Below are 26,559 nucleotides of genomic sequence, written 5' to 3' on the forward strand. Positions count from 1 at the left end.
ACTATGTAAAAATATTTAAATTTGAATTTTGGGTTATGTTTCTTGCTACTTCTAAGTCAAAGTCTTGGGCTTTTAACATAAAAACTTCCAAAGCACTTAAATTTAAACCTTCTTCTTTTAATACGTTATCAAGCTCGTCCTTAGAGGATTCCAAAAGCTTCGAAAGAGGTTCTATATCTGTGTAAAATTTTATAGAAATTTTTTTTGTATCGTTTTTTGGCATCTCTAAAATACTCCCTAAAAATCCGTCTTCCCAGTTTAGTTTTATAAAAGCTCTATAGGTGTTTTCTTCTTTCTTAAAAGCCCCAAAACCTTTTCTTGAACCCTCTTCAAAATTTATAAAAAATGCGTTGTTTTGTAGTATAAACTGCTGGGCTAAGTTAATATTGTATAGCATATTTGCATCTTCCTTAAGATGGTTGAGCTTAGTATCAAAGCTTACGTTGTTTTGCAAGTTGTTTAAGGCTTCTTTTATATGTTTTGAAAATTCCAACACCTTTACGGGGTTTTGAGATATTTGGTTTAACACATCCTGTTTGATACTGTTTATATCTTTTAACACATCACCAATAATAGTTTTTAAAGCGTTGTCTTGTATATTTGCCACAAGCTCCTTAGGGTCTTTTGCGTTTAAAATATCAAGAAAGAGCTCTGGGTTTGATTTTAAAAGTTCTTTGGCGCTTTGATTTTTTATGTTTAAAATGTCTTGGAGGCTTTTAAAAAAGATATCTTTTACATCGGAGGGCATATTTTTCAATACACTTGAAAGTTCCAATACAAAGTTTGGAAGGGATTTTGCATTAAAAATAAAATTTTTTTCTATATTAGCTAATATACTTTGAGCTTTTGGTATATAGTTTAAAACATCTTTTGGAATGCCTTTAGGTTCTTGGGTCAGCAATAAGCTGAGTATATCTTTTATATCCTCTGGTGAGCTTTGTGATTTAAAAAGCGCTTCCAAATCTGCTTTTGAAAAGTTGGCGTTTGATATATTTTCGATGGCTACTTTCATATCTTCTTTTAGGTTTTTAAAAGCTTCTAGACTTTTTATATCTTTAGCGGTGTTTACTATGTCTTGAAGAAGCTTATATTTGTTATCTTGGATGAGAGTTGAAAGGTCTTTGGCTTTTAAAAGAAAATCTAAAAGCTTTTTTTCATAAAAAAGGCCGCTATTTTCAATATCGGTTTTAGAAAGGCTTTGAGAGAGGACCGAAGATTCGTAATCCATTGCTTTATTTAAAGCACCTATAGGAGATGAAGGAGATTTTACATCAGCTATCTTTAGAACAAGAGGATTTATAGAGCTTATAACTAGTTTTAACATATCGTTTTTCTTTATATCAAGCGTAGTGGCGGCGTTTACTTCAATCTCTATACCATTGCTAAGCATTAGTTTATAGGCGTTTGGCTTCACATCTTCTACAGTGGCTTCTATAAAACCTTGTTTTGATAACTCATCACTCAAAGCTCCAAGAAGTGCTTGGGAAACGGTGGTTTTTATAGCTATGGCAAGGTTTTCAGACTCTTTGGAAACCTCTAAGGGCTGTGAGTTTAAAATAGTCTCGTTTAAAGCTGTACCTTCAAGTCTTTTAATATCCATAACGTTTTAAAAGCTCCAAAGAGTATCCGGCGCTATCTACCCTTGCTAAACCCTTGTAAGCTATATCGTAAGCGGTACCATGATCTGGTGATGTTCTTAAAAATGAAAGGCCTATAGTAACATTTGAGCCCTTATCAAAAGCTAACATCTTAAAAGGTATAAGGCCTTGATCATGATACATACAAAGAAATATATCATCTTTTTTTATGTCTATAAAAGCTGTATCCGGTGGGATTGGTCCTACAACATCCTCATCTCTTATGGCTGGTATTATAATCTTTGCCTCTTCATCACCTATAAGCCCGCCTTCTCCGGCGTGCGGGTTTAAGCCAAGCACCTTTATAGTTGGTATAAAACGAAAGTATTTTGGTATGTAATCTTTTATAAGTTTTATCTTTTGTTTTATGAGTTCTACATTTATTGCATTGGCTATATCTTTTAAAGGTATATGTATGGTAGCAAGCACCACTTTTATAGCATCGCTATACATCATCATGGCAAAATCTTTTTTGTTGTCTGCAAAAGCAAGATATTCCGTTTGACCGTTGAAGCTAAAACCAGAGGCTTTTGCAAAATACTTGTTTATGGGCATCGTTAAAATACCATTTAGTTTTTTTGAAATAGCATCCGCTGTAGCTCTTGCAAGATAAGCTATAGCAAGCTTGCCAGAAGAAGGAGATGGCTCCAAAGCACCCTTTAGACTAAGAGATATAAGATATATACCTTTATCTTTTACATCGTCTACGCTATTTACTTTCTCATAATAAAAATTCTGCCCCAAAACACTTGAAGCATGTTTTAAAATATACTCTTCTCCATATATTACGTATGCGTTTTCATCTTCCATGTCTTTTTGAAGCTTTAGTATAAGCTCAGGTCCTATACCCGCTGGATCGCCCATCGTAATACCAAATATCTTCATCTATTTAAACCCCTAAAAAGTCTCATCATAAATTTAGTCCCTTCTTTGGTATCTGATATGCTCATTTTTACATCACCTATATTTTCTAAATCGGTGTTTGATATGATTTTTAAAAGCTCTAAAACATGTTTTCTTACTTTCATAGAGTACTTTGACATCCCTATATCCCCATCCTGAAGGTTTATATACAGAAAATTTGGGCTTTTAGAAAAATCTTTATCCAAAAAGATAGGTCTAAAACCAAAATAGTCTGCTACATTTATTAAAAACCACAAAACTGGAATATAAAAGTTTTTACCAAAATCATAACCCCAGAAAAACTCCAAAAGCTCATAAACATATTCATCGTAGAGTTTTATATCTTCTTTTATTGCTTTTGAAATATAGGAAAGCCCCATATAATTTTCATAAGAGTATAGATTTTTATTTCTCTTATAATCTATTATATCTACCAAATTTGCCAAATCTTTTGCAGATTCCCACCATATGTTTACTTTATCAAAAAGCTCCAGCTTACCAAAAAAGTTGGAATCTACGTATATGTCTCTTACATAAAGAGTGACAAGACCTCTTGATTTTAAATAAACTTGTACAATCTTTGTAAGAGCCTCGGTTTCCTCAGCCTCTAAAAGATAAAACCTGTTTAGTATATAGCCTTCTGATTTTAACATCTAACATTTGTTTTTACCGAGTTTTTTCATCAAAGAAGATGGTACAAGTTTTAAGGCTTTTATTATAAACTCGTAAAAATAAGGTGTGTAAAGAACATCCTTTTTCTTTAGCATAGCATCGTATATATCTTTTGCCACAGTCTCTTTTTCTCCTGCTAAAAAGCTTGGGAAAGATATATCTTTGGTCATCTTAGTTTTTATAAATCCAGGTTTTACACTCATCACATGAATATTTTTTGAAGCCATGCAGTATCTCAAACCCTCAAGGTAAAAGCTAAAACCTGCCTTAGAAGAGCCATACAAAGAATTTGATGGTCTTGCCCTATCTCCTGCCACCGAAGAAACACCTATAAGCATGCCGTGATGTTGTCTTAACAAATGTTTTATGGCAAAGTTTGCACTCATCACACAAGAGGTATAGTTTACGTCTATAGTATTTAAAATCTCTTTTTTATCGTATGTATCTTTTGGCAAATATCCTTGGAATATCAATACCACATCTATGATATTTTGTGAAAATATCTCATCCATTATCTTTTCTAAACTGTCGTAATCCGTTAAATCACAAACATAAGTATTAGGCTTTTTCGAAGATAAAACATTTATATGATTTGCAATCTCTTCTAACTTATCTTTATTCCTTGCTATCAAAAAAAGCTCAAAACCGTTTTTGGCAAACTCTTCTTCTGTAGCTATAGCCAAATCAGAACTTGCCCCAATAAAAAGCGCTTTCATAATAGTATTTTAACATAGATAAGATGTTATAATAAGAGAGTGAAAGAGTGATGAAATCGCATTTCGGGGCTAAAGAACAGACAAAGCCACTCAAGGAGATGTGAGAAATGCTAAAGCACACTAGAGCGATGAAATCGCATTTCGGGACTAAAGAACAAGCAATGAAACTTAGGAGAAGAAAGAAATGCTAAAGCACACTAGAGCGCTATCAGCGCATTTAGGAGCTAAAGAACAGACAAAGCCACTAAGGAGCTAAGAGAAATGCTAAAGCACACTGTTTGTCTTTATGTACATAATTTAGGAAGAGCTTCGCAAAATGGTACGGCTATAACCATCATGTCTATAGATATAGCAAATGCACTCAAAAAATTGGGCCATGAGGTTTTCTTTGTATTAAATAAACCTATAGTAGAAGAAGATATAGATTTTAAAGTCTATCACCTTTACAAAGAAAACACGTTTTTAAACGGAGAATTGCCTTACGCCATCAGACTATCAAATATATTAAAAGCTGAAAAACCAGATATAGTGATGTCTTTTATGAAAGCCCAGACTATTGTACTATCTCTTTCAAAGCTTATAAACCCATCTAAAAATACTATTTATTTAGGAAGTATACACAACAACGACAATTATTATGCTTACGGGAAAAATGTATATATACCTTATAGATATTTGATAAAGTTTTTATACGAAAGCTTAGATTACATCGTAGTACCATCAGAAGCTATTAAAGAAGATCTTCAAAAGACATTTTTTATAAAAGAAGATAAGTTTAAGACAAGGCCAAACTGTATAGACTTTGAAAAACTTGATAAACTATCGGAAGAACATTGCGATATAAAAGGAGATTTTATAAATATAGGTAGGTTGATAGACCAAAAAGGCCAAATCTATCTTATTGAGGCTTTTAAAAAAGTAAAAGATAGATTTAAAGATGCAAAGCTTGTCATAATAGGAGAAGGTAGTTTGAGAGATAAAATAGAAAACAAAATCAAAGAACTTGGGCTTGAAAACGATGTCATACTCACTGGATATCAAACAAACCCTTACAAATATCTTAAAAATTCAAAAATCTTTGTATTAAGTTCCATTTTTGAAGGTTTTGGTAATGTGATAATAGAGGCTATGCACTTTGGACTACCCGTTATATCTTACGAGTGCCCGGTGGACCAAAAGAGATAATAAAAAATGAGTTCGGAGTTTTAGTGCCACCAAAAGACGTAGACGCTTTAGCAAATGCTATGATAGAAATGCTTGAGAATAAAGAAAAACAAAAACATTACTCTATTATGTCTAAGAAAAGAGTTTTGGATTACGATTGTAAAAGCTATGCAAAAACGTTGATATCTTTGAAAATGCTCTAACGTATTATAATATTTACAATAATTTTTAGGGGGTGATTATGAAAGTTTGTATCATAGGAGGCGGTATAGGGGCTTACAATGTTACCGAGGAGCTCGTAAAACAAGGAAATGTAGATATACATATCTTCTCAGAAGAAAAGTTTTTGCCCTACAACAAGATATATATACTTGATGTACTAAGCGGTAAAAAGACCTTTGAGCAAATACTTTTAAAAGATGAAGCTTGGTATAAAGAACATGGTGTTGAGGTTTTATTAAATACCAAAATAACTAAAATTTATCCTAAAGATAAAACCTTTGTTAGCGATAAAGGTGAGGCGTTTTCTTACAATAAGCTAATATTGGCTACTGGGAGTGTGTCAAAAGTACCACCAATAGAAGGTTTAAACAAAGAAAACGTATTTTTTGTAAACAACATAGAAGATATATACAAGATCTCTAACTACGCCAAGCATTCTAAAAAAGCTGTTGTAATAGGTGGTGGTTTTATAGGCATTGAAGGGGCAAAAGCTTTAAAAGATATAGGTCTTCAAACAACAATCGTACATATCTTTGATATCCTAATGGAAAATTGGTTAGACAAAGAAGCCAGCGATATGCTTGTTAAATATCTAAAGAAATTAGATATAGATGTGCTTCTTTCTAAAAAAGCCACAAAATTTAACGGAGATAAACTTGTTGATAAGATTGAATTTTCAGATGGCACCGCGATAGAAACAGACTTTGTGATCCTTGCCACTGGTGTATCGCCAAATGTAGAGCTTGCGAAAAACTCTGGGCTAAATGTCAACAAGGGTATAGTGGTAAATGAATATTTAGAGACATCGGAAACTGATATATACGCAATAGGGGATTGCATAGAATTTCAAGGAAGAACCTTTGGCTCGGTAGCGCCTATAATGGATCAAGTAAAAGTATGCACCAAAAACATACTAAATGCCAACAAAGAAAGATACACTATGCATGAACCAGACTATGCTATTTTAAAATCCTTTGATATAAGCATAGTTGTGATAGGCAATACAAAAGATGAAGCTAATGCCGACGAAATCATTTACAAAAACACCCTAAAAGATATATACAAAAAGGTAATAATAAAAAACGGTTTTATAACAGGGGCTATACTCTACAACACACATGGTTTTAGCGAAATTTTACACTTAGCTCAGTCCAAGACAAGCGTCCTTGGTGTAAACACAGACTTTCTTGTGGAAGATTTGATTGAAAAATCCGAAAACAGGGAGTTTGATCTATCTCATATCGTATGCAGGTGTAATTTTGTCACTTATGGTACCATATTAAAAGCCATAGAAAACGGTGCAAAAACAGTTCAAGACATAGAAAAAATGACCAAAGCCGGCACCTCCTGTGGGGCTTGTATACCGGACATCAAGATGATACTATCCACCAAGGTAAAAGACTACTCTCCTACATCTGATGTATATAAACCAAAAACCAACAACGTTGATTTTAGTATATTTGATAATCTTTGATATCTACTTCATTCATTGTAAAACTCATACAAACTCCTCCTAATCTATGATACAATATTGGACTTAGAATTTTAAAAGGAGGTTTTTTATGAAAAAGGATATACATCCTGAACTAAAGGAAACTGTATTTCATTGCGGTTGTGGTAACACGTTCACCCTTCTTTCGGTAAAAGGTGGTACAGTGTATTTGGAAACATGCAACCAGTGTCATCCTTTTTATGCCGGAAAGTTAAAGCTAAGACCGGCATTTTTGGAGCTTGATAAGAAAAACTAGCGCGGTCAAGGGGTGATGCTTCCAAAAAACTTCTTAGAGAAAATCCAAGATATAGAACAAAAGTATGCGCAAACGGAAGAGAAGCTAGCATCCCTTGATATAACAAAAGATGCAGATACTTACAAAGCTCTTAGCAAAGATTTAAAGGAGTTATCCTACATACATGAGCTTTACAAAGATTACAACAAAATACTAAAAGATATAGAAGACACCAAAGAACTTTTAAAAGATAAAGACTTAAGAGAATTAGCAGAAAAAGAACTGGAGAACCTAAACACTAAGCTTTTACAAAAAGAAAAAGAACTTATCAACGTACTTACACCAAAAGATGCCAACGATAGCAAAAACGTCATACTCGAAATAAGAGCTGGAGCCGGAGGAGAGGAAGCAGCGCTTTTTGCTGCAGACCTTCTTAGAATGTACCAAAGGTATGCTGAAAGAAAAGGTTGGAAATTCAACATATTAGAAGCCAACAAAACAGGCTTAGGAGGCTACAAAGAGGTTATTGTATCAATAGAGGGTAAAAATGTTTACTCTCACCTAAAGTACGAAAGTGGCGTACATAGAGTCCAAAGGGTACCAATAACAGAATCTGGTGGTAGAATACACACATCTACTATCACAGTAGCAGTATTACCAGAAGCCGACGAAACCGACGTGGTTATAAACCCTCAAGATCTAAGAATAGAAACTTTTAGAGCCTCTGGAGCCGGTGGACAATACGTAAACACCACAGAATCGGCGGTGAGAATCACGCATATTCCTACTGGCATCAGCATATCTTGCCAAGACGAGAGAAGCCAACTTCAAAACAAGTTAAAAGCTATGCGCATACTTTACGCTAGATTAAAAGATTTTTATGAAAAACAGAAAAAAGAGGAAACCGACAAAGAAAGGAAAGAACAGGTGGGCACCGGAGAAAGAAGCGAAAAAATAAGAACTTACAACTTCTCCCAAAACAGGGTTACCGACCATAGGATAAACCTTACGTTACACAAACTTCAAGATGTATTGGACGGAGACTTGGACGATATAATATCTTCTTTACAAGCAAAAGAATTGGAGGAAAAGTTAGCTAGCGCATGAGACTTATTTTTTTGTTAGAACCGCTTATACTTATACTTGCAATAATAGGTGTAATTTTATTTATCTTTAGAGAGATGAGGAACAAGTGATAATATTTAAGAATTTGCCATCCGTAGATGAGCCAAGGCTCTACATGTCTTTAGAAAGAACATACCTTACATATCTTAAATTTATACTACTTGCTTTTGGTAGCGGGATAGTGGCAAAGAGGCTTGAAATATATTTTTTCTATACGGGCTTCTATAAGCTGGCAATTTTTTTCGGAGAACTTCACACTATATTGATTTGGCCATCGCTTTTAGCTCTTCTTTTCTTAGCTGTTAAGTTTTACTTAGATATAAAATATATACAAGGAGGCGAAAAGGTGAGCCAAAAGGAAGTAATAGATCCTCGTATATACATGGCTGCAGAAAGAACATTTTTAGCTTGGATAAGAACCGCCATAGGTCTTATAGCCTTTGGTTTTGTAGTAGAAAAGTTCGATTTTTTCTTAAAGCAATTATCCATAATGCTTCATACCAATATAAACATCAACGGTCACTTTGAGGGTATGGGTTTTGTATTTATATTTTTTGGTATATCAACGCTTATAATAGGAGGGTTAAATTTTATAAAAACTATAGACGATATAAATAAAGGCACTTACAAAACACATAAAGCTCTTTATATCGCTTATGGACTTATAATATTTGTATGTATGATAATATTGGCATCTATGCTTATAGGAGTTAATTTATGATAATAAAAAAAGTAGAGAAAATAGAAAAAGAACTAAGAGTACCATCAGACAAATCTATATCTCATAGAAGTGTAATGTTTGGAGCTTTAGCAAGCGGTACATCGTATATAAAAAATTGGCTAGTGGCAGAAGATACTTTGGCTACGTTAGATATCTTTAGGAAGCTTGGCATAAATATAAGAAGAGAAAACAACATCTTAGAGATAAAGGGTGGTAAAGAATACTTCAAAGAACCAGAAGATATACTAGATGCAAAAAACTCCGGCACCACCGCTAGAATAACGTCTGGTATATTGGCAGGCTTTAATTTTTTTAGCGTTTTAACAGGAGATGAAAGCCTCAAAAAAAGACCTATGAAAAGGGTTACAAGACCTCTATCTTTGATGGGAGCTACAATAATAGGAAGAGAAGATGCCTCTTTGCTTCCTATAGCTATAAAAGGTGGGGATTTAATAGGTGGTAGCTTTGAAAACAAAGAAGCCTCTGCCCAAGTAAAATCTTGTATTCTTTTGGCTGGATTTTTGGCAAAAGAAAACACTATCACAGAGGTAATAGAGCCTTACACCTCAAGAGACCATACCGAAAGGATGCTTTCTAGCATGGGGGCAGATATAAACATCATTTCCAATAATAAACATATAGTAAAGATAAAATCAGGCGGAGTTTTAAATCCGATAAATATAGACGTACCAGCCGATCCTTCTTCAGCAGCTTTTATAGCAGCCCTTGCGATACTTACCAAAGATAGCTACGTTGTTTTAAAAGATGTCCTTATAAATCCAACCAGGGATGGGTTTTTTAGAAAAGCAAAAGACATGGGAGCAAATATAAACTATATAAACAAAAGACATCAAAACGGGGAAGACATAGCCGATATAGAGGTTAGATATTCACCAAATTTAAAAGCAATAAGTATAGATGAAAAGGATGTACCTTCTTTGATAGATGAAATACCAATTTTATCTGTACTTATGTGCTTTGCAGAAGGTATTAGTTTGGTAAAAGGAGCAAAAGAACTAAGGAAAAAAGAAAGTGACCGTATAAGAGCTATTTACGTAAATCTCAAAAATGCTGGAGCCATCATAGAAGAATTTGAAGATGGTTTTAGCATAAAAGGTCCTTGCAAGCTAAAGCTAAAAGAGATAAAATCTTTTAAAGACCATAGGATTGCCATGAGTATGAGTATACTTGGTATGGTGCTTGGAACAGAAGCCGAGTTAGATGACCCAGAATGTGTAAGCATATCTTATCCAAACTTCTTTCAAGGTATTTATTCTTAATCTTTCTTTAAAATCCTTGAAAAAAAAGACTTCAACAAATATAATAGATGTATGTTATACATCAAATACGAGGACATAAAATGTCTACAAACATAAACAAAGATTTTGATATAGAAAAAAAAGAACAACGAGAAAAGAAAATTTTAGAATATATACCACTTGTAAAAAAGATATGCGGTAAAATGTCAAGAAATTTACCCCCAAGCGTAGATTACAACGATCTAGTTAGCAACGGTATAATAGGGCTTATCAACGCTATAGACCATCTTGATGAGTTGAAAAATCCAGAGTCTTACATAAAAATTAGAGTAAAAGGAGCTATTTATGATTATCTTAGAAGTCTTGATTTTGGTAGTAGAAACATAAGAGATAAAGAGCATAAAATAAAAGAAATTATAAGAACCTTTCAAAACGAATATCAACGAGAGCCTACCGACGAGGAGATAAGCAGCATTTTAGGTGAAAGCTTAGAAGAGTATCAAAACAGCCTTTATAAGATATCTTTTTCCTATCTACAAAGTTTAGAGGACATGGTGTATAAAATAACAGAAGAAAATGAAAGTTCCTACGACAACTTTGTAATATCAAGCATTGAAACCCCAGAAGAATATGCTGTAAAATCAGATTTAGCAGAGAAGTTAAAAGAAGCTATTGATAAACTTGAAGAGAGAGAAAAGTTGGTTTTACAGCTTTTATTTTATGAAGAGTTTGGTATAAAAGAGGTGGCAGAGATTTTAAATGTATCTTTATCAAGGGTATCTCAAATAAAATCTCAGGCTCTAGAAAAATTAAGGAAACATTTAGAGGAAGCTATATGAAATGGTTATATACGTTTATTGTTTTAAGTGGTACGTTTGTAGCAGTATTAGGTATAACCAGCGTAAATGTGGCTATGCCAAAGATGATAGCCCCTCTTTCTACAGATATTTACGGTATACAGTGGGTTTCTATAAGCTATCTTGTGGCTACAGCTATCACAATATTGGTTTTTAATCATTTTACAAACCTTTACGGTCTTAAAAGAGTTTATCTTGCCGGTATTGTATTTTTTGCAATTGGAAGCGCACTCTCTGGTGCAGTAGATAACATAGGCACAATGATAATGGCAAGATCCATACAAGGTATAGGAGAAGGATTTTTGATACCAGCTGCTCAAGCTATCATATTCAGGATCTTTCCACCAGAACAACGGGGAATGGCTATGGGAATGTATGCCATGGGTGTTGCATTTGCACCGGGTCTTGGTCCTACTGTAGGTGGTTATCTAGTAGAATATATGTCTTGGAGATGGGTATTTTATATGAATTTACCTTTTATTATACCAATATTCTTTGCATCTTTGATATTGCTACCGGATTTTCACAATCAACAAAAGCATGAAAAACCTTTTAACTATATAAGTTTTGGGCTTTTAGCCACAGCATCCACAAGCCTTATAATCTTGTTATCAAGAGGAGAGAAATGGGAATGGTTTAGCTCTATAAAAACTATCGTTTTTTTGAGTATCGCTATACTTTGCTTTTTAGCCTTTTTAATATCAGATTTAATATCAAAACATCCTCTCATAGGTTTTGACATATTCAAATACAAGGAATTCGATTATGCTGTGATAACGTTTGTTTTGGTGTATGGACTTGCTTTTTTCCAAATTCTTTATATAATGCCAGTTTACTTTGAGAGGGTAAGAGGACTTGGAAGCTTTGATACAGGTTTATACATATTTCCTTTTGCAATAGGCATAGTGCTTTTTTCTCCTATAGGTGGAAGACTAAGCGATAGGTTGGATCCAAAGATACTTCTTCTTGCTTGTCAAAGCATTATTTTTATAGACATACACTTTTTCCTTTCTCATGTAGACTTTTTCACACCTAAGCTAAACATATCTTTTTATATGTTCTTTGTGGGTATTGGTATGGGACTTTTCTTTGCACCTCTTACAGCTTTGGCTCTTAGGCATTTAAGACATGATTTAGTCCCGCTCGGTTCTGCTTTATATAACTATGCAAGACTTATAGGTGCTGCCGCTGGGACCTCTATAGCCACCAACACATTTACCAAAAGTAGCGCCTATATATATGATAATATAAACAATATGAACTATACGCATACACATTATATATACTATAGACTTGAAACGTTGAAGTGGATTTTAAATATAAGTCTCCTAAAGGCTAAAGCTCTTGTAATAGGACTTCAGTCTCTTATATCCCAAGCTTACGCTGTGCAATCTGTTTTGAGGTTTGGGTCTTTTACGCTTGTTATAGCTATGATTTTCACTTTAATACTCATGTATATAGAAAGGAAAAAGGTAAAAGCATGAACAAGGATATTATAGCAAAAGCTATAAAAGAGATAACAAAAGAGCTAGAGCTTTCCGAGCCATCTGGGTTTATGCTGTCTTACGATTTTAACGACATATGGATTGATATATCTTTAGAAAAAAACGAAAACGGTGAATGGGATAACAAAATATACACCATAAGTGTAGGTAAACAAAAAGCCAAAAATTTTATAGATTACATCTCCGAGTTAACATCTGAGATTTACGAAGACAACGATAGAGTATATGTACAACTCACAGAAGAAGAGTGGTATTCTATTCAAGATTTTATCTTAGATATCATATGAACTCAAGCTCTTTTAGTTTAAAAAACGTTTTTAAACCATTATATTTGCTTTATTTGGTAGCTTCCATGATTACAGTATTTTTGGGAATCATACTATTTGGTGAAAAGATTTTAATAGCAAGATACATAATAGCAAAAAACGGGTATTATGTCTACTATAAAAAAGCAAAAGAATATATAACAAGCATAGACTTAAACGATGTGAAAATCTTTTACAAAAATCCCAAGAGCCCATCAACGAACTTTCAATACTTAGCGCATCTTTCCTACGTAGGTATTGGATTTTATCCACCTTTTATGCTAAGCGCTTCTTTTACTTGTCAAAATGGATACGTTGATCTAAGAGAAAACATGCTTTTAAAACATATAAACATAAACTCTAAAAGGTTTCCACTTTCTTGTATTAAAGCTTCAAAATCTCAAGGTCAAATGAACTCGAAAATGCTTCTTACACCAAACTATGTGGATGGTTTTATGGATTTTAAAATGTTAAACATAAAAGGTTATTATATTAAAAGCCTAAAACTAAACTTCAAAAAAACCCACTTTACATTTGAAGGTAAAGCAGATATTTTCAACACAACCGTTGATGTAAAAGGAGACGGTATTGTTAGCATAAACCAAAATACCCTTACAAATTCAAAAATATCTGGTGTGGGACTTATAAATCTTCCTTTTAAAAGGATGCGCCTTGTTTTTGGAGGTACCGTTGTAAACCCTACTATAAACATAGAATGATAGTACTACTAGCTTTGTTTTTTTCTTTAGGAGCTATATTTTACAGTTTAGAGGCTTTCAAAGAAGCAAAAAATTATTACAACTATACGCTAAAGTTATACCTAAAGCAAAGCTTGAGCGTTACCAACGATTCTTTGATACCTATTGTATTGAAAAAAGCTCAAGAAATCTATCTAGAAAACCCATACAATCCATACTACAAAGAAAGTATGAAAGTAGAAGATATAAGTATTAAGCTTTTAATAAAAGATGACAACAAGTTCAACGTAAATTCCATAAAAAACCCTATTTATTTTAACGTTTTTAAAAGTTTATCGGAAGAGTTCTGTATGCCAAAAGATTTTCCATACTACGTTTATTACTGGATAACCGGCAAAAACAAAAGCAATATAAACGTTGATGCACTTTCATATACAGCTCCTTTTAAAGATATGCAGTCAAAAGAAGAAATTATATACGCTACACCTTATGTTAACTTTTTATACAAAAACAACTGCCACGGCAAAAAACGGGAAAAAGGCATATGGTATTTTTTAGATACGAAAAACCAAAGTTTAAATATAAATACAATACCAATACCTATATTAAAAGCTCTAAACAAAGATATTACAAACTCTATAGCAAAAGAAATTCTAAATTATGTAAATTTACACCCTATCAAAAATATTCAGGATTTGGTGAATATAAGAGGCTTATCTTTAGATGATATTTATAAAATACAAAGCATCGTATCCACAAAATCAAGCGTAGAAGTCATAAAGATAATCTCAAAAATCAAAATGGGTAGTATAATACAAAGACTTACTACAAAAATTTATTATTCACCTGTTCAAATTAAGATATTGGGTATTTATCAATATTGAGGTATAATATATTAAGTAAACTTTTAGATTTTAAAAGGAGTAAGGACTATGGCAGGACACAACAACACACCACATAAAGATGATGCTTTTAAAACTCTTAAAGATGCTAAAGTCATAGCCGTAGTGGGGTTTTCAGATAACCCAGAAAGACCATCTTACTATGTTACAGAGAGAGTTTTAAAGAAAGGCCTTCATAAAATATATCCAATTAACCCTAAGCTAGCAGGACAGGAGATAATGGGTCTTAAAGTATATAGGTCTTTAGAGGAAATACCAGAGCCTATAGATATAGTAAACGTTTTTAGAAACCCTGCCCACGTAGAACCTATAGTTCAAGAGGCTATAAAGCTTGGGGCAAAAACAGTTTGGCTTCAGCCTGGCGCTGAGAACTACGAAGTCATTGAAAAATATAAAGATAAGATTCATTTTGTTTATGAAGCTTGTATAGGAGTTGAGGCAGGATATTTATGATAGGATATGTTTTAAAAAAAATTTTAGGTACAAAAAACGATAGAGAGATAAAAAAGATAAGGAAATGGGTAGAAAAGATAAATGCTTTAGAAGAATCTCTGGATAAGCTTTCTAACAAAGATATTGTTTTAAAAGCCCAAGACTTATACTTTAGAGTAAACCAAAACGAACATATAAAACAAGCCATAATAGAAGGAGAAATGGTAGAAGAGCTAATAGAGGCGTTTGCTCTAGTAAGAGAGGCTTCAAAACGCACCATGGGCTTAAGGCAGTTTGATGTACAGCTAATAGGTGGTATAGTCTTGTATCAAGGTAAAATTGCCGAGATGAAAACCGGCGAAGGAAAAACCCTTGTGGCGGCAGCCCCAGCATTTTTCACAGCTTTAACCGATACAGGAGTACATGTTGTCACTGTAAACGATTATTTGGCAAAAAGAGATGCAACGTGGATAGGCCCTATATATAGGTTTCTTGGGCTTGATGTAGGTGTTATAAACTCAGACAACATGAGCTATATAATAGATTGGCAAGACCCAGAAAAAGCGATGGAAGCTATAGAAAAAGATATAAGGGTGTGGCCCAAAGGTATGGTAGGAGATGCCATAGATTACTCTAAAATAGATGTGCATGCCAAGACCTCCTATTTTACAAAGGCGATATCAGTAGAACGTGCAAAGGCTTATGAAGCTCACATAACCTACGGTACCAACAACGAATTTGGCTTTGACTATTTGAGAGACAACTTAGCAGTATCAAAAGACCAGATAGTACAAGTAAAAGGTCATGGTTATGCCATAGTGGATGAAATAGACAGTATTTTGATAGATGAGGCTAGAACTCCTCTTATAATAGCCGGTCCATCAAATTTAGATAACAAGGTTGTTTTGCAAGCCAACGAATTTGTGCAAACACTTGAAATAGAAAAAGATTTCATAGTAGACGAAAAAAATAGAACAGCGATGCTCACAGAAGAGGGTATAGAAAAAGCAGAAAAATATTTTAATATTCAAAATCTATACGACATTAGACATATCGACTTAGTGCACGCTATCAACAAGGCTCTTCTTGCTCACAATCTTTATAAAAAAGACGTACATTACATGGTAAAAGACGGAGAAATACTCATAGTAGATGAGTTTACTGGAAGAGCCTTGCCAGGTAGAAGATGGAGCGAAGGTCTTCACCAAGCTATAGAAGCCAAAGAAGGAGTTGAAATTCAAGAAGAAAATCAAACTCTCGCCACCACGGCATTCCAAAATTATTTTAAGCTTTATAAAAAATTAGCTGGCATGACAGGTACAGCAGAAACAGAAGCTCTTGAATTCAAAGAAATATATAGCTTAGACGTCGTTGTTATACCCACCAACAAACCAAACATAAGAAAAGACCTACCAGATGCAATATTTAAAACTAAAAAAGAAAAATGGGAATATATAGCAAAAGTAATTGAAGAAAACCATGCCAAAGGAAGACCTATATTAGTAGGGACTGTATCGATAGAAGACTCTGAAACACTTTCAAAGCTTTTAGAACAAAGAGGTATAAAGCACAACGTATTAAACGCCAAGCAACACGAAAAAGAAGCTTGGATAATAGCTCAAGCCGGAAGAAAAGGCGCTGTGACAATAGCAACAAATATGGCAGGAAGAGGCACAGATATACTTCTTGGTGGTAATCCTGAATTTTTGGCAAGGGAGATTTTAAAGCAAAAAGGTATAGATGAGGATAAAGCTACAGAAGAAGAGTGGAAACAGGCCTATGAAGAAGCCACAAAGATTACCCAAAAGGAAAAAGAAGAAGTTATAAAAGCTGGTGGTCTTTTGGTAATAGGTACCGAAAGGCATGAATCAAGGAGGGTTGATAATCAACTAAGAGGTAGGGCAGGAAGGCAAGGAGATCCAGGCGAGTCAAGGTTTATATTGTCTTTAGAGGATGATCTTCTTAGGATATTTGGTGGAGATAGGGTTAAAAAGCTTATGGAATTCATGAAAATACCCGAAGGAGAACCCATAGAAAGCTCTATAGTATCAAAATCTTTAGAAGGCGCCCAAGAAAGAGTGGAACTTCAAAACTTCCAATCTCGGAAAAGGCTACTAGAGTATGATGAAGTGATAAATATACAACGTTCTGTGGTATACGATATAAGGCGTTCTATTCTCTTTCAAGATGATATAAAAGAAGAGATAAAAGATTTTATAAAAGATGTAATACACACCCAAGTTTTTACGCTTTTAACAGAAGACGAACCAGAACTATGGGAGTTAGAACCTCTAAAAACATTTTTTAAAGAATGGATAGATCTTGATTTACCAGAAAAATTTGAAGCAAAAGACAGAGAAGAGTTAGAAGAGGAAATATTTAAACTCGTCATGGAAAAGTACGCCCAGAAAGAACAAGAAATAGGCGAAAAAACCATGAGAGAAATAGAAAAGGTATTTACTTTAAACATCATAGACAACCTTTGGAGAGAACAACTTCACACTATAGATAAATTAAGAGAGGGGATATACCTAAGAAGCTACGCTCAAAGAGACCCTCTAGTAGAATTTAAAAAAGAGGCTTTTAGGCTTTTTGAAGAGCTTATGCTAAACTTCAAAATATCCGCCATTCAATCAATAATGAACGCCCAAATATCAAAAGAAGAATTAGAGCAACAAGAGCAAAACATGTTTAACTTAGAAATAGACACATTAAACAAAAGCATGGCTATAAGTGAAGCTTTAGAAAATATAGCAAAAGAGTTTCAAGAGAAAAGACCAAGGTTTAGGACGTTAAAAGATAGGTTGGAAGAACGTAAGAAAAAGCTAGAAAAGAAGGGAGAATCAGCATGATAAAATTTGGTACAGACGGTTGGAGAGCAATAATAGGTTTTGAGTTTAGCCAGGACAACATAGTAAAAGTTGCAAAAGCCCATGCGAAAGCGTTAAAAAGGCACGGTTTAAATAAAGTTATAGTGGGGTACGACCACAGATTTTTAGGGGAGAAATTTGCAATGTTAGTTGCCGATATAATGAAAACAGATGGTATAGAGGCCGATATAACGAAAGGAGCTGTTAGCACACCAAATATATCTTTTGCAGTAAAATATATGGGGTATCATCAGGGCGTGATGATAACAGCTTCCCACAATCCTTACTATTACAATGGGTATAAGATAAAAGAGTCTTTTGGGGGGGCAGCTACACCAGAGTTTATAAGCGAAGTAGAAGACGAGATTAAAAATATAAAAGATATTGATTTTAAAGAACACGACATAAAAAGAGCTGATATCATATCTCAATATATAGAAAAAACGTTGTCAAATATAGACAAAAATATTCTTTTCGAAAAAGAGCTAAACATAGTACACGATTCTATGTATGGACCAGCTTTTAAATACTATTTAGAGGCTTTTAAAGATAAAAAATTAAATCTTTTTTTTATAAGACATCACAAAGATGCACTTTTTGGAGAAGGAGCTCCTGAACCTGTAGAGAAAAATTTAAGGATATTAAAAGACAAAGTAAAAACAGTAAAAGCCAACCTTGGTATAGCAAACGATGGAGATGGCGATAGAATAGCGCTTGTGGACGAGAACGGAGAGTTTGTAAATTCACAGCTTGTTTATATACTTCTTATGCTTCATATTCTTAAAAACAAAGGTATAAAAAAGGGAGTGGTGGTAAAAACAGTATCTACAAGTTTTTTGGTAGATAGAATATGTAAAGACTTTGGCATAGAAGTAGAAGAAACACCTGTGGGATTTAAATATATAAACGAAATAGTGCTAAAAAAAGATGTAATATTTGGCGGGGAAGAATCTGGTGGATACGGATTTCCATTTTTCCTACCAGAAAGAGATGGATTTTTATCGGGACTTTTTATAATAGAAATGATGCTTTTAGAGGACAAGTCTTTATCAGCTATTATAAAAGATATTTTTGACAAATACGGGGAAGCCTACTACAACAGAGTAGATCTGAAAGTAGAAGAACATATAAAAGATAGGCTAAAAAATCTTATCAAAAATCCACCTGATACATTAGATGGCATAAAAGTACAAAAAGTAAACACAAAAGATGGATTAAAACTCATATTTGAAGATGATTCATGGGTAATGTTGAGAGCCTCAGGCACAGAACCTCTTATTAGAATATACGCAGAAGCTTCTTCAAAAGATTTGCTAAATACCTTGCTTTTAAAAGCTCAAAAACTAGTATCGTAAAAAGAAAGATGGAAAAAGAGAAACTGGTTATCTTCATAGATGGTTCAAATGTATTTCATGGATTGAAAAATGAAACCTTCAGATTAGATTACTTAAAGCTAATAGAATTTTTAACAGGCGATAGATATTTGGTAAGAGCATATTTTTATTCTGCACTTCCAAGCGACAAAGATGTAGATAAGCAATCAAAAGAAGGTTTTAACAAACAAAAAAAGTTCTTGGAAGATTTGGCTTTTATGGGAATCAAAGTAAAGCTTGCAAAATTAAGAAAACTACCAGATGGTAATTTTTTAGAAAAAGAAGTAGATATAATGTTAGCCACAGATATGCTATCTTTAGCCTATAAAAATGCTTACGATTCATGTGTACTTGTAAGTGGAGATAGCGATTTTTCATACACAGTAGAAGCGGTACAATTCTTAGGTAAAAGAGTAGAGAATGCCACATTCAAAAAAACATCTTCATACTCTTTGAGAAGACTTTGTGATAAATTTATATATCTTGATGATCATCTAGACAAATTCTTACTAAAACCAAAAGAACCCACCGTATGGGACAAAATTAAAAATGTTTTCAAAATCAACATTGTAAATTAAATCTTGAAAATTTTATAAAATTGCTTTATAATATAATTATACTTTTTTTAAAGGAGGAGTAAGATGAAAAAGTTACTCATCATAGCAGCCGCAGGCTTGGCACTTGTTGCTTGCTCAAAGCAACAATCCGCTGAACAAAGCAGCGGTAGCGAAAACGCACCAGCAGCTACCCAAAACGCAGCACCACCACCACCAACACCAGCAACGCCAGAAGCTGGTTCTTCATCTTCAAGTTCTTCAAACAACGGATCAGCTACTACACCATCATCTGGTTCTTCAAGCTCTACAAGCAATGGCGCCAATGCTTCGTCATCAAACTCAAACAGCTCAAGCTCCAACAGCTCAAATTCATCTTCAACACCAGCTCCAGCACCAGCAGCTCCATCTGGCTCAAACGGTCAATAACAAAGGTTTAGTGCCCCCAAGTTTAATGGGGGCTTTTTGGTTAACTTTATGATAAAATATATTAATGCAAGATAATGTAATAATAGATACAAGTATATTTACAAATCCAAATATCTACAAAAGCATATCCTTAGAGCAACCCATAGACGCCATAGAAGCTTTTATCGGCTTAACCCATAAAAGCAGTAAAAAAATATATATGCCTAGGACAGTTTATATAGAGCTATGCAAGGTTGTGGATTTAGAATCAATAAAAAGCAGATTTGAATCTAGCATCATTATAAAATCCCCAAACAGATGCAACATTACCATAAACGCTTTGGCGTTGTTTGATTTTGTAGAGGATATGCGTATAAGAATAAACAAAGGCTTAAGAATAGCCGAAGAATTTGCCAGAGATAAAACACAAGATATACAAAATACTATATCAAAGCTAAGGGAAAAGTACAAAGAGGCTCTAAGACAAGGTACATTAGATAGCAAAGAAGACGTGGATGTTATATTGCTTGCTTTAGAACTAAACGGCGTTATATTATCTGGGGATGAAGGCATAAACAGCTGGGCAGACAAATTTGGCATAAGAACAGTAAATCCGCTTTTTATACAAGAGTTTTTGAGCTTTTAGTATATAATAGATAATAATTAAGGAGGTTTATATGAAGTTAAAAAGAATAGCTATTGCTTTGGCAGCTTGGACGATGTTCTACAACGTATCGCCAGCCATGGCTTCTTTCATAAGTTCAAAAGCCCCCATACAAGAAAACTCACAAAAAAGTGAGTACATAAAAGAGATACAAAAAGCTCTTGAGAGTAAAATAGTAGCCCAAAAGCTAAAAGAATACGGCATGAACCCTAAAGAAGTTAAAGAAAAACTGAAATCCATGAATGAAGAACAGCTAAGGCTTTTGGCAAACGCTTCAAAAAAGTTAAATGCTGGTGGTGATGCATTGGGACTTGCAATAGCGGTGCTTGTTATAGTATTGCTAGTGGTATTGATACTAAGACTTACCGGTAAAGAGGTGATTATAAGATAAAACGTTTCATTTTTACAACAACCTTTATTATCTTTTTATCTTACGGGGGGCAGTTTTGCTCCCATCTCAACGTAGCATTTATAAAACAAAAAGAGAATCTTTGCGGTCCTGTGGCAGTGGAAGAGATTCTCATGTTTTATAAAGATAAAAAGCCTTTCAACAGCGTAATAAAAGCTGTATACACACCTTCTATAGAGGAAAGCCTTATAACAGACATACAAGATTATTTCCAGAAAGAAGGTTTTAAAACTAAGTATATAAGAAGCGTAAACTCTATAAAGCACCAAATAAAAAAATGTAGGCCTGTTATAGCCCTTTTAGATATGGGAAATTTTCTCGTATCAATACCACATTACGTAGTGATAACTGGTTTTAATGAAAAAGGGTTTTTTATGAACGACGGCTACAAAAAAGATAGGTTTATGAGTTTTAAAGATTTTAAAAAGAGATTTAAAAACATGGGGAATGTAGCATTGGTGGCTTACAAAGAAAATAAATAAGTTGTATGCTAAAATAATTTCACTATGGAAGAATTTAGGAAAAAAAAGTTAGAAGAGCTTGCTAAAAGCCAAAAACACGTCTACAAATATGAATTTGAAAGCCCTTACTTTATTCACGATATAAGAGAGAAATACGAAAAAGAACCAAGAAAAGATAAAATTGTTGTAAAAGCCACCATCAAAAGAGTTTCAAAAGTAGAAGAGGGTTTTGTTTTAAGAATGACTTCAGAAAGTGGCGTTGAAATGCTTGCATATACAAAAGAGACTTTCGAGCCAAACAAAGCTTACAACATAGAAGGTGTCCTATCAAGGGTAGAAGAAAAATTGAGCCTAATAGATGCAAAACCCACAGAAGAAACTCCCACCACAAGCATAGATGATATTAAAAAAGAGCACGATTTAGATCCGAACTTTGAAGATATATCGATAGCTGGAAGGCTTGTGGCCTTGAGAAGCATGGGTAAGGCCATATTTGGACATATACAAGATTTTACTGGGAAATTACAGATATATATTAAAAAAGATATAGTAGGAGATGAGAAGTTTAAATTTGTAGAAGATTATATAGATGTAGGAGATATAATAGGCATAAAAGGAAAACTGTTTAGAACGCATACCGGAGAGCTCACCGTAGAAGTTTTTGATATTGAGCTTTTAACAAAAGCCCTAAACAACATGCCAGAAAAATGGCATGGAATAAAAGATATAGAAATAAAGTATAGACAAAGATATTTAGATTTAATAGCCAACGAAAGCTCTAGAAAGGTCTTTACTTTGAGATCAAAGATTATAAAAGCCCTTAGAGATTTCTTTGATAAAAACAAGTTCATGGAAGTAGAAACACCAATTCTTCAGCCAATAGCATCAGGAGCTACCGCAAGGCCTTTTGTTACATATCACAACTATTTAGAATCTGAGCTTTACCTTAGGATAGCACCAGAGCTTTATCTAAAAAAACTAATAGTGGGCGGTATACCAAGGGTATATGAGATTGGTAAAAACTTCAGAAACGAAGGCGTAGACACTACGCACAACCCAGAGTTTACCATGGTAGAATTTTACGCTGCTTATTGGGATTATAAAAAACTCATCAAGTTTACCGAAGAGCTGTTTGACTATCTCACAGATATTACCGGTATCAAAAGCATAGAAACTCAAAATGGTGTTATAAACTTAAAGCCTCCTTTCAGAGTAGCTAAGTTTTTTGAGCTTTTAGAAGAAAAAACATCAAAAGATAAAAGTTTTTTCCTACACCATGAAGAAGAATTGAAGAAGTTTGCCAACGAGCTTGGCATACCAAAAGCTTATACTTTAACAAAACCAAAGCTTATAGAAAAAGTATTTGAATATACAGTAGAAGACGAGCTTATCCAACCTACTTTCATCATAGATTTCCCGAAAATGCTGTCCCCACTTGCTAAAACCCACAGAGATGACGATGAGTTGGTGGAACGTTTTGAGCTTTATATAAACAAAAAAGAAATAGCAAATGCATACTCAGAGTTAAACGACCCCGAAGACCAAGCCAAGAGGTTTTTAGAACAAAAGCTTCAAAAAGCCACCGGTGACGAAGAAGCTATGGAAACTGATGATGATTTTGTAGAGGCTCTTAGATACGGTATGCCACCCACAGCCGGTGAAGGAATAGGGATAGATAGACTCGTAATGCTCTTTGCAAACGTAGACTCCATAAGGGATGTGATACTTTTCCCAGCCAACAGAAAGCTAGAATAACAAATATCATTGAAATATTGAAATTTTATTGTATGTTTTTAAAACAACTACTTAAAGGAGTTTGGCATGGAACAAGTTTTTTTTGATATATATCAAAAGGCAAAAAACGACGAGATCTCAAAAGAAGAGGCTTTGTTTATACTAAAAGCCGAAGACAAGTATATACCACTTATAGTATATTTGACTTCTAAACTAAAGGATGAGTTTTTTGATTCTCAAAAGTTTGAATTCTGCTCTATCATAAATGCAAAAAGTGGTGCTTGTTCAGAAGATTGTAAATTTTGCGCTCAATCTAAATTTTATAAGACGCCAATCAACATATACAAGTTAGTGGACAAAGAAGAGTTAGTAGAAGGCGCTATAAGGGGTGTAGAGTTTGGAGCAAATAGATATTGCATGGTTTTAAGCTCAAGAGCTGCTTCTGATGAAGAGGTAGAAAAGCTTTGCGAGGCTGTACAAGAAATAAAAGCTCAAAACATACCTATAAACGTATGTGTATCTGCCGGGACCATAGGGCTTGAAAGTCTATTAAAACTAAAAGAAGCTGGTGTAACAAGGATAAATCACAATCTAGAAACTTCCGAAAACTACTTTCCCAACATAGTTTCTACGCATACTTGGAAAGAAAGGTTAGAAACCATAAAAAACGTTCAAAAAGCTGGTCTTTCCACGTGTAGCGGGGTTATATTTGGACTTGGAGAAACAGATGAAGATAGAGTAGACCTGGCTTTCGTTTATAAAGAGCTTGGCGTAGATTCAATACCCTTAAACTTTCTTATGCCTATACCAAACACACCTTTAGAAAACAACAAACCTTTAAGAGCTTTAGATGCTCTTAAAATAATAGCCATGTTTAGATTTATAAACAAAAGTGCCGAGTTAAGGCTTTGTGGTGGCAGAGAACAAACTCTAGGTGATTTTCATGGTATGGCAGCTTTTATGACAAACGCACTGATGGCAGGTGGATATCTAACAAGAGCTGGAAGAGATATCAAAAAAGATTACAAGATGCTTGAAGATATGAATTTAGAAAGACTTACATCAGAAGAAGTGTGCAAATAGAGTATATAGAACAAAAGCTTTTAGAACTTTGCAAAGAAGCTATAGCCCAAGATAGAATACCAGTAAGTGCCTTAGTTACAAAAAATGATGAAATAGTATCTTGGGCTTTTAACGGCATAAAAAGTATAGAGCATGCAGAAATACTGGCTATAGAAAAAGCAATGAATGTATTAAATACAAAAAGGCTTGATGGATGCGATATTTATGTAAGCTTAGAACCTTGCCCCATGTGCACTTACGCCATAAGCTTGGCTAGGATAGAAAAAGTGTATTTCTTTTCCTTGGATGATAAAAATGGGGCTATTTTAAGCAACGCAAACATAATTGATAAATTTGAACTTAAGTTAAAGTGGGAATATAAGAAAAATGCTGATTTTGAGAATATGTTAAAAGGTTATTTCAAAAACAAAAGATGTTTAACTGTGCTAAAATAAAACTATGACAGAGAGAATCAAAGTAAAAACAGCAAAGCATACCTCGGTAGTAAATATAACCCAAAGGATAAGAGAGATTGTAGAGGCCTCTTCCGTAGACAATGGACTTTGCATAGTGTATGTGCCTCATACTACTGCGGCGGTGTTTATTAACGAAGGGGCAGACCCTGATGTTGTAAAAGATATATTAAACACACTGGATAGACTAATACCTTGGACAAACGGCTATTATCATATGGAAGGGAACGCCGCAGCTCACATTAAATCTTCTATCATAGGAAATTCACGAATAATACCTATATTAGAGGGAAGGCTTATGTTGGGAAAATGGGAAGCTGTATTTTTAGCAGAATTTGACGGACCAAGGGAAAGAGAAGTGATTGTAAGTATAGTGAGGTCTTCATGATACATACGGTTTTAGCGTTTTTAATACTGATAAGTATTTTAATAGTATTTCACGAGTTTGGTCATTTTATATTAGCTAAACTCTTTGGTGTAAAAGTAGAAGTATTTTCCGTAGGTTTTGGAAGCCCAATATTTAAAAAAAAGATAGGAGAAACTGAATATCAAATAGCATATATACCGATGGGAGGCTATGTAAAACTCTACGGCGAAGAAGAGGAGGTAAGTTCCAAAGACTCAAGGGCATTCTCCTCAAAAGCACCGTGGCAAAAGATCCTCATAGCAGCGGCAGGACCATTGTTTAACCTAATTATAGCTTTTATAGGTTTTACACTGTCTTTTTACATAGGTATACATCAACCAGCTTATATAGAAGAACCAGTAAAAGTTGGTTATATAACGCAGAAATCACCATTTTACAAAGCTGGTATAAGACCTGGTGATACCATAATAAAAATAGACAACGTACCTATAAAAACGTGGAAAGACCTATATATCGTAGAGATAAAAGCTGTAGGTAAAAGTTCTAAAGTGGTTTTTGAAAGAAACGGACATGTATATACTACCACCATAACAGTAGGCAAGATTCTAAATAAAGATTCCATAGGAATATTACCTGAGATAGCTTCTATGGTAGGTGGTATCATAAAAAATTCACCGGCTTCTCAAATAGGATTAAAAGAAGGCGATAAAATACTTGCAGTAAAAATGAACGATATGCCTACGGCAATACCTATAAAAAATTGGTATGAGCTAACAGATTACATGAGAAAAGACAAAGGCAATCCAATAACGCTTGTAATAGAAAGATCAAATGCTTTATTAGTAAAAGAGGTTATACCAAAATATTCTGCCAAGCTAAAAGAGTACTACATAGGAATATACCCAGAAACTAAATATGTATTAAAAAGATACCCGGTAAGCGAAGCAATGGTTCAAGCTATAAGAAAAATAAAAGAGCTGACAATCCTTAGTATAGATTCTATAAAAGCTTTAGTCACAATGCATGCATCTGTTTTAAACCTAAGCGGGCCAATAAGCATAGCAAAAATGTCTGGCCAAGCAGCGGAAGGTGGTTTAGGGGAGTTTTTAGGATTTATGGCTTTTGTTTCTTTGCAACTTGCCATAATAAACATCTTACCTATACCCATGTTGGATGGCGGTCTTATAGTGCTGTTTTTAATAGAAGCTATCATAAGAAGGCCATTATCAGAAAAGTTTAAAGAATATTGGCAAAAAATAGGTATAGCTTTTGTAATTTCTCTATCAGCCGTTGCAATACTAAGCGATATAATAAGGCTTTTCACAGGCGTATAATTTGT

Annotated in this window: 29 protein-coding genes; 25 read left to right on the forward strand and 4 right to left on the reverse strand. The window is 34.0% G+C overall.

Going from position 1 to position 26,559, the window contains the following annotated elements:
- Position 1: 1 nt before the first annotated feature.
- From HY04AAS1_RS04915 to HY04AAS1_RS04930, 4 genes are read right to left on the reverse strand one after another with little or no spacing between them, the layout of a single operon-like run.
- Entirely contained in the window at positions 2 to 1,600 is a 1,599-nt protein-coding gene (locus tag HY04AAS1_RS04915) for a hypothetical protein (protein ID WP_012514016.1), read from the reverse strand.
- Positions 1,590 to 2,522 carry a 4-hydroxythreonine-4-phosphate dehydrogenase PdxA gene (gene pdxA, locus HY04AAS1_RS04920; protein WP_012514017.1) on the reverse strand — a complete coding sequence of 311 codons (933 nt, stop codon included), beginning with the start codon at positions 2,520 to 2,522 and terminating at the stop codon, positions 1,590 to 1,592. The genes HY04AAS1_RS04915 and pdxA overlap by 11 nt, the downstream gene beginning before the upstream one ends.
- Entirely contained in the window at positions 2,519 to 3,193 is a 675-nt protein-coding gene (locus HY04AAS1_RS04925) for a hypothetical protein (protein WP_012514018.1), read from the reverse strand. Before HY04AAS1_RS04925 ends, pdxA begins: the two co-directional genes overlap by 4 nt.
- Entirely contained in the window at positions 3,194 to 3,928 is a 735-nt protein-coding gene (locus HY04AAS1_RS04930; RefSeq protein ID WP_012514019.1) for an SDR family NAD(P)-dependent oxidoreductase, read from the reverse strand.
- Between the two features lie 261 nt (positions 3,929 to 4,189).
- On the opposite strand from HY04AAS1_RS04930, the gene HY04AAS1_RS04935 reads away from it, so the two are divergent.
- From HY04AAS1_RS04935 to rseP, 25 genes are all read left to right on the forward strand, one after another.
- Positions 4,190 to 5,113 carry a glycosyltransferase gene (locus HY04AAS1_RS04935; protein WP_337954060.1) on the forward strand — a complete coding sequence of 308 codons (924 nt, stop codon included), beginning with the start codon at positions 4,190 to 4,192 and terminating at the stop codon, positions 5,111 to 5,113.
- The gene (locus HY04AAS1_RS08535; protein WP_337954061.1) at positions 5,089 to 5,295 is read left to right on the forward strand and encodes a glycosyltransferase; all 207 of its coding nucleotides are present in this window, start codon (positions 5,089 to 5,091) and stop codon (positions 5,293 to 5,295) included. Before HY04AAS1_RS04935 ends, HY04AAS1_RS08535 begins: the two co-directional genes overlap by 25 nt.
- A gap of 38 nt (positions 5,296 to 5,333) precedes the next feature.
- Entirely contained in the window at positions 5,334 to 6,788 is a 1,455-nt protein-coding gene (locus HY04AAS1_RS04940; protein WP_012514020.1) for an FAD-dependent oxidoreductase, read from the forward strand.
- A gap of 88 nt (positions 6,789 to 6,876) precedes the next feature.
- Entirely contained in the window at positions 6,877 to 7,062 is a 186-nt protein-coding gene (gene rpmE, locus HY04AAS1_RS04945) for a 50S ribosomal protein L31 (RefSeq protein ID WP_012514021.1), read from the forward strand.
- Positions 7,063 to 7,077: 15 nt separating this feature from the next.
- The gene (gene prfA / locus HY04AAS1_RS04950; RefSeq protein ID WP_012514022.1) at positions 7,078 to 8,148 is read left to right on the forward strand and encodes a peptide chain release factor 1; all 1,071 of its coding nucleotides are present in this window, start codon (positions 7,078 to 7,080) and stop codon (positions 8,146 to 8,148) included.
- 85 nt (positions 8,149 to 8,233) lie between these two features.
- Positions 8,234 to 8,887: a DUF202 domain-containing protein gene (locus tag HY04AAS1_RS04960; protein ID WP_012514024.1), complete on the forward strand. Its 654-nt coding sequence runs from the start codon at positions 8,234 to 8,236 to the stop codon at positions 8,885 to 8,887.
- Entirely contained in the window at positions 8,884 to 10,167 is a 1,284-nt protein-coding gene (gene aroA, locus HY04AAS1_RS04965; RefSeq protein ID WP_012514025.1) for a 3-phosphoshikimate 1-carboxyvinyltransferase, read from the forward strand. Before HY04AAS1_RS04960 ends, aroA begins: the two co-directional genes overlap by 4 nt.
- An 80-nt stretch (positions 10,168 to 10,247) precedes the next feature.
- On the forward strand, positions 10,248 to 10,985 hold the full coding sequence (locus HY04AAS1_RS04970) for a FliA/WhiG family RNA polymerase sigma factor (protein WP_012514026.1): 738 nt from the start codon (positions 10,248 to 10,250) through the stop codon (positions 10,983 to 10,985).
- Positions 10,982 to 12,487 carry a DHA2 family efflux MFS transporter permease subunit gene (locus HY04AAS1_RS04975; RefSeq protein ID WP_012514027.1) on the forward strand — a complete coding sequence of 502 codons (1,506 nt, stop codon included), beginning with the start codon at positions 10,982 to 10,984 and terminating at the stop codon, positions 12,485 to 12,487. The genes HY04AAS1_RS04970 and HY04AAS1_RS04975 overlap by 4 nt, the downstream gene beginning before the upstream one ends.
- A complete protein-coding gene (locus HY04AAS1_RS04980; RefSeq protein WP_012514028.1) occupies positions 12,484 to 12,795 on the forward strand; it encodes a hypothetical protein in 312 nt (103 codons plus the stop codon). Before HY04AAS1_RS04975 ends, HY04AAS1_RS04980 begins: the two co-directional genes overlap by 4 nt.
- A complete protein-coding gene (locus HY04AAS1_RS04985; protein WP_012514029.1) occupies positions 12,792 to 13,532 on the forward strand; it encodes a hypothetical protein in 741 nt (246 codons plus the stop codon). The genes HY04AAS1_RS04980 and HY04AAS1_RS04985 overlap by 4 nt, the downstream gene beginning before the upstream one ends.
- The gene (locus HY04AAS1_RS04990; RefSeq protein ID WP_012514030.1) at positions 13,529 to 14,395 is read left to right on the forward strand and encodes a general secretion pathway protein GspK; all 867 of its coding nucleotides are present in this window, start codon (positions 13,529 to 13,531) and stop codon (positions 14,393 to 14,395) included. The genes HY04AAS1_RS04985 and HY04AAS1_RS04990 overlap by 4 nt, the downstream gene beginning before the upstream one ends.
- Before the next feature lie 48 nt (positions 14,396 to 14,443).
- Positions 14,444 to 14,866 carry a CoA-binding protein gene (locus HY04AAS1_RS04995; protein ID WP_012514031.1) on the forward strand — a complete coding sequence of 141 codons (423 nt, stop codon included), beginning with the start codon at positions 14,444 to 14,446 and terminating at the stop codon, positions 14,864 to 14,866.
- Positions 14,863 to 17,697, forward strand: a complete 2,835-nt coding sequence (gene secA / locus HY04AAS1_RS05000) for a preprotein translocase subunit SecA (RefSeq protein ID WP_012514032.1) — start codon at positions 14,863 to 14,865, stop codon at positions 17,695 to 17,697. Before HY04AAS1_RS04995 ends, secA begins: the two co-directional genes overlap by 4 nt.
- The gene (locus HY04AAS1_RS05005) at positions 17,694 to 19,070 is read left to right on the forward strand and encodes a phosphoglucomutase/phosphomannomutase family protein (RefSeq protein WP_012514033.1); all 1,377 of its coding nucleotides are present in this window, start codon (positions 17,694 to 17,696) and stop codon (positions 19,068 to 19,070) included. Before secA ends, HY04AAS1_RS05005 begins: the two co-directional genes overlap by 4 nt.
- Positions 19,071 to 19,078: 8 nt before the next feature.
- On the forward strand, positions 19,079 to 19,666 hold the full coding sequence (locus tag HY04AAS1_RS05010; RefSeq protein WP_012514034.1) for an NYN domain-containing protein: 588 nt from the start codon (positions 19,079 to 19,081) through the stop codon (positions 19,664 to 19,666).
- Between the two features lie 63 nt (positions 19,667 to 19,729).
- Positions 19,730 to 20,071: a hypothetical protein gene (locus HY04AAS1_RS05015; RefSeq protein WP_012514035.1), complete on the forward strand. Its 342-nt coding sequence runs from the start codon at positions 19,730 to 19,732 to the stop codon at positions 20,069 to 20,071.
- A gap of 64 nt (positions 20,072 to 20,135) precedes the next feature.
- Positions 20,136 to 20,696, forward strand: a complete 561-nt coding sequence (locus HY04AAS1_RS05020; RefSeq protein WP_012514036.1) for an RNA ligase partner protein — start codon at positions 20,136 to 20,138, stop codon at positions 20,694 to 20,696.
- A 31-nt stretch (positions 20,697 to 20,727) separates the two neighbouring features.
- Complete coding sequence (locus tag HY04AAS1_RS05025; protein ID WP_012514037.1) at positions 20,728 to 21,105, forward strand: PA2779 family protein; 378 nt, start codon at positions 20,728 to 20,730, stop codon at positions 21,103 to 21,105.
- Between the two features lie 29 nt (positions 21,106 to 21,134).
- The gene (locus HY04AAS1_RS05030; protein ID WP_337954101.1) at positions 21,135 to 21,605 is read left to right on the forward strand and encodes a cysteine peptidase family C39 domain-containing protein; all 471 of its coding nucleotides are present in this window, start codon (positions 21,135 to 21,137) and stop codon (positions 21,603 to 21,605) included.
- Positions 21,606 to 21,629: 24 nt separating this feature from the next.
- On the forward strand, positions 21,630 to 23,339 hold the full coding sequence (gene lysS / locus HY04AAS1_RS05035) for a lysine--tRNA ligase (RefSeq protein WP_012514039.1): 1,710 nt from the start codon (positions 21,630 to 21,632) through the stop codon (positions 23,337 to 23,339).
- A gap of 66 nt (positions 23,340 to 23,405) precedes the next feature.
- A complete protein-coding gene (gene bioB / locus HY04AAS1_RS05040; protein ID WP_012514040.1) occupies positions 23,406 to 24,401 on the forward strand; it encodes a biotin synthase BioB in 996 nt (331 codons plus the stop codon).
- Positions 24,392 to 24,835: a nucleoside deaminase gene (locus tag HY04AAS1_RS05045; protein ID WP_012514041.1), complete on the forward strand. Its 444-nt coding sequence runs from the start codon at positions 24,392 to 24,394 to the stop codon at positions 24,833 to 24,835. Before bioB ends, HY04AAS1_RS05045 begins: the two co-directional genes overlap by 10 nt.
- Positions 24,836 to 24,839: 4 nt before the next feature.
- A complete protein-coding gene (locus tag HY04AAS1_RS05050) occupies positions 24,840 to 25,241 on the forward strand; it encodes a secondary thiamine-phosphate synthase enzyme YjbQ (protein ID WP_012514042.1) in 402 nt (133 codons plus the stop codon).
- Positions 25,238 to 26,554, forward strand: a complete 1,317-nt coding sequence (gene rseP, locus HY04AAS1_RS05055) for an RIP metalloprotease RseP (RefSeq protein WP_012514043.1) — start codon at positions 25,238 to 25,240, stop codon at positions 26,552 to 26,554. Before HY04AAS1_RS05050 ends, rseP begins: the two co-directional genes overlap by 4 nt.
- Positions 26,555 to 26,559: the final 5 nt, after the last annotated feature.

The organism is Hydrogenobaculum sp. Y04AAS1, assembly GCF_000020785.1.
Classification (GTDB): Bacteria; Aquificota; Aquificia; order Aquificales; family Aquificaceae; genus Hydrogenobaculum.

Bases quoted from the DNA above. Each gene is read 5' to 3' on its own strand.
- HY04AAS1_RS04915 (WP_012514016.1), bottom strand. From the start codon at position 1,600: ATGGATATTAAAAGACTTGAAGGTACAGCTTTAAACGAGACTATTTTA.
- pdxA (WP_012514017.1), bottom strand. From the start codon at position 2,522: ATGAAGATATTTGGTATTACGATGGGCGATCCAGCGGGTATAGGACCT.
- HY04AAS1_RS04925 (WP_012514018.1), bottom strand. From the start codon at position 3,193: ATGTTAAAATCAGAAGGCTATATACTAAACAGGTTTTATCTTTTAGAG.
- HY04AAS1_RS04930 (WP_012514019.1), bottom strand. From the start codon at position 3,928: ATGAAAGCGCTTTTTATTGGGGCAAGTTCTGATTTGGCTATAGCTACA.
- HY04AAS1_RS04935 (WP_337954060.1), top strand. From the start codon at position 4,190: ATGCTAAAGCACACTGTTTGTCTTTATGTACATAATTTAGGAAGAGCT.
- HY04AAS1_RS04940 (WP_012514020.1), top strand. From the start codon at position 5,334: ATGAAAGTTTGTATCATAGGAGGCGGTATAGGGGCTTACAATGTTACC.
- rpmE (WP_012514021.1), top strand. From the start codon at position 6,877: ATGAAAAAGGATATACATCCTGAACTAAAGGAAACTGTATTTCATTGC.
- prfA (WP_012514022.1), top strand. From the start codon at position 7,078: ATGCTTCCAAAAAACTTCTTAGAGAAAATCCAAGATATAGAACAAAAG.
- aroA (WP_012514025.1), top strand. From the start codon at position 8,884: ATGATAATAAAAAAAGTAGAGAAAATAGAAAAAGAACTAAGAGTACCA.
- HY04AAS1_RS04970 (WP_012514026.1), top strand. From the start codon at position 10,248: ATGTCTACAAACATAAACAAAGATTTTGATATAGAAAAAAAAGAACAA.
- HY04AAS1_RS04975 (WP_012514027.1), top strand. From the start codon at position 10,982: ATGAAATGGTTATATACGTTTATTGTTTTAAGTGGTACGTTTGTAGCA.
- HY04AAS1_RS04980 (WP_012514028.1), top strand. From the start codon at position 12,484: ATGAACAAGGATATTATAGCAAAAGCTATAAAAGAGATAACAAAAGAG.
- HY04AAS1_RS04985 (WP_012514029.1), top strand. From the start codon at position 12,792: ATGAACTCAAGCTCTTTTAGTTTAAAAAACGTTTTTAAACCATTATAT.
- HY04AAS1_RS04990 (WP_012514030.1), top strand. From the start codon at position 13,529: ATGATAGTACTACTAGCTTTGTTTTTTTCTTTAGGAGCTATATTTTAC.
- HY04AAS1_RS04995 (WP_012514031.1), top strand. From the start codon at position 14,444: ATGGCAGGACACAACAACACACCACATAAAGATGATGCTTTTAAAACT.
- secA (WP_012514032.1), top strand. From the start codon at position 14,863: ATGATAGGATATGTTTTAAAAAAAATTTTAGGTACAAAAAACGATAGA.
- HY04AAS1_RS05005 (WP_012514033.1), top strand. From the start codon at position 17,694: ATGATAAAATTTGGTACAGACGGTTGGAGAGCAATAATAGGTTTTGAG.
- HY04AAS1_RS05010 (WP_012514034.1), top strand. From the start codon at position 19,079: ATGGAAAAAGAGAAACTGGTTATCTTCATAGATGGTTCAAATGTATTT.
- HY04AAS1_RS05015 (WP_012514035.1), top strand. From the start codon at position 19,730: ATGAAAAAGTTACTCATCATAGCAGCCGCAGGCTTGGCACTTGTTGCT.
- HY04AAS1_RS05020 (WP_012514036.1), top strand. From the start codon at position 20,136: ATGCAAGATAATGTAATAATAGATACAAGTATATTTACAAATCCAAAT.
- HY04AAS1_RS05025 (WP_012514037.1), top strand. From the start codon at position 20,728: ATGAAGTTAAAAAGAATAGCTATTGCTTTGGCAGCTTGGACGATGTTC.
- lysS (WP_012514039.1), top strand. From the start codon at position 21,630: ATGGAAGAATTTAGGAAAAAAAAGTTAGAAGAGCTTGCTAAAAGCCAA.
- bioB (WP_012514040.1), top strand. From the start codon at position 23,406: ATGGAACAAGTTTTTTTTGATATATATCAAAAGGCAAAAAACGACGAG.
- HY04AAS1_RS05050 (WP_012514042.1), top strand. From the start codon at position 24,840: ATGACAGAGAGAATCAAAGTAAAAACAGCAAAGCATACCTCGGTAGTA.
- rseP (WP_012514043.1), top strand. From the start codon at position 25,238: ATGATACATACGGTTTTAGCGTTTTTAATACTGATAAGTATTTTAATA.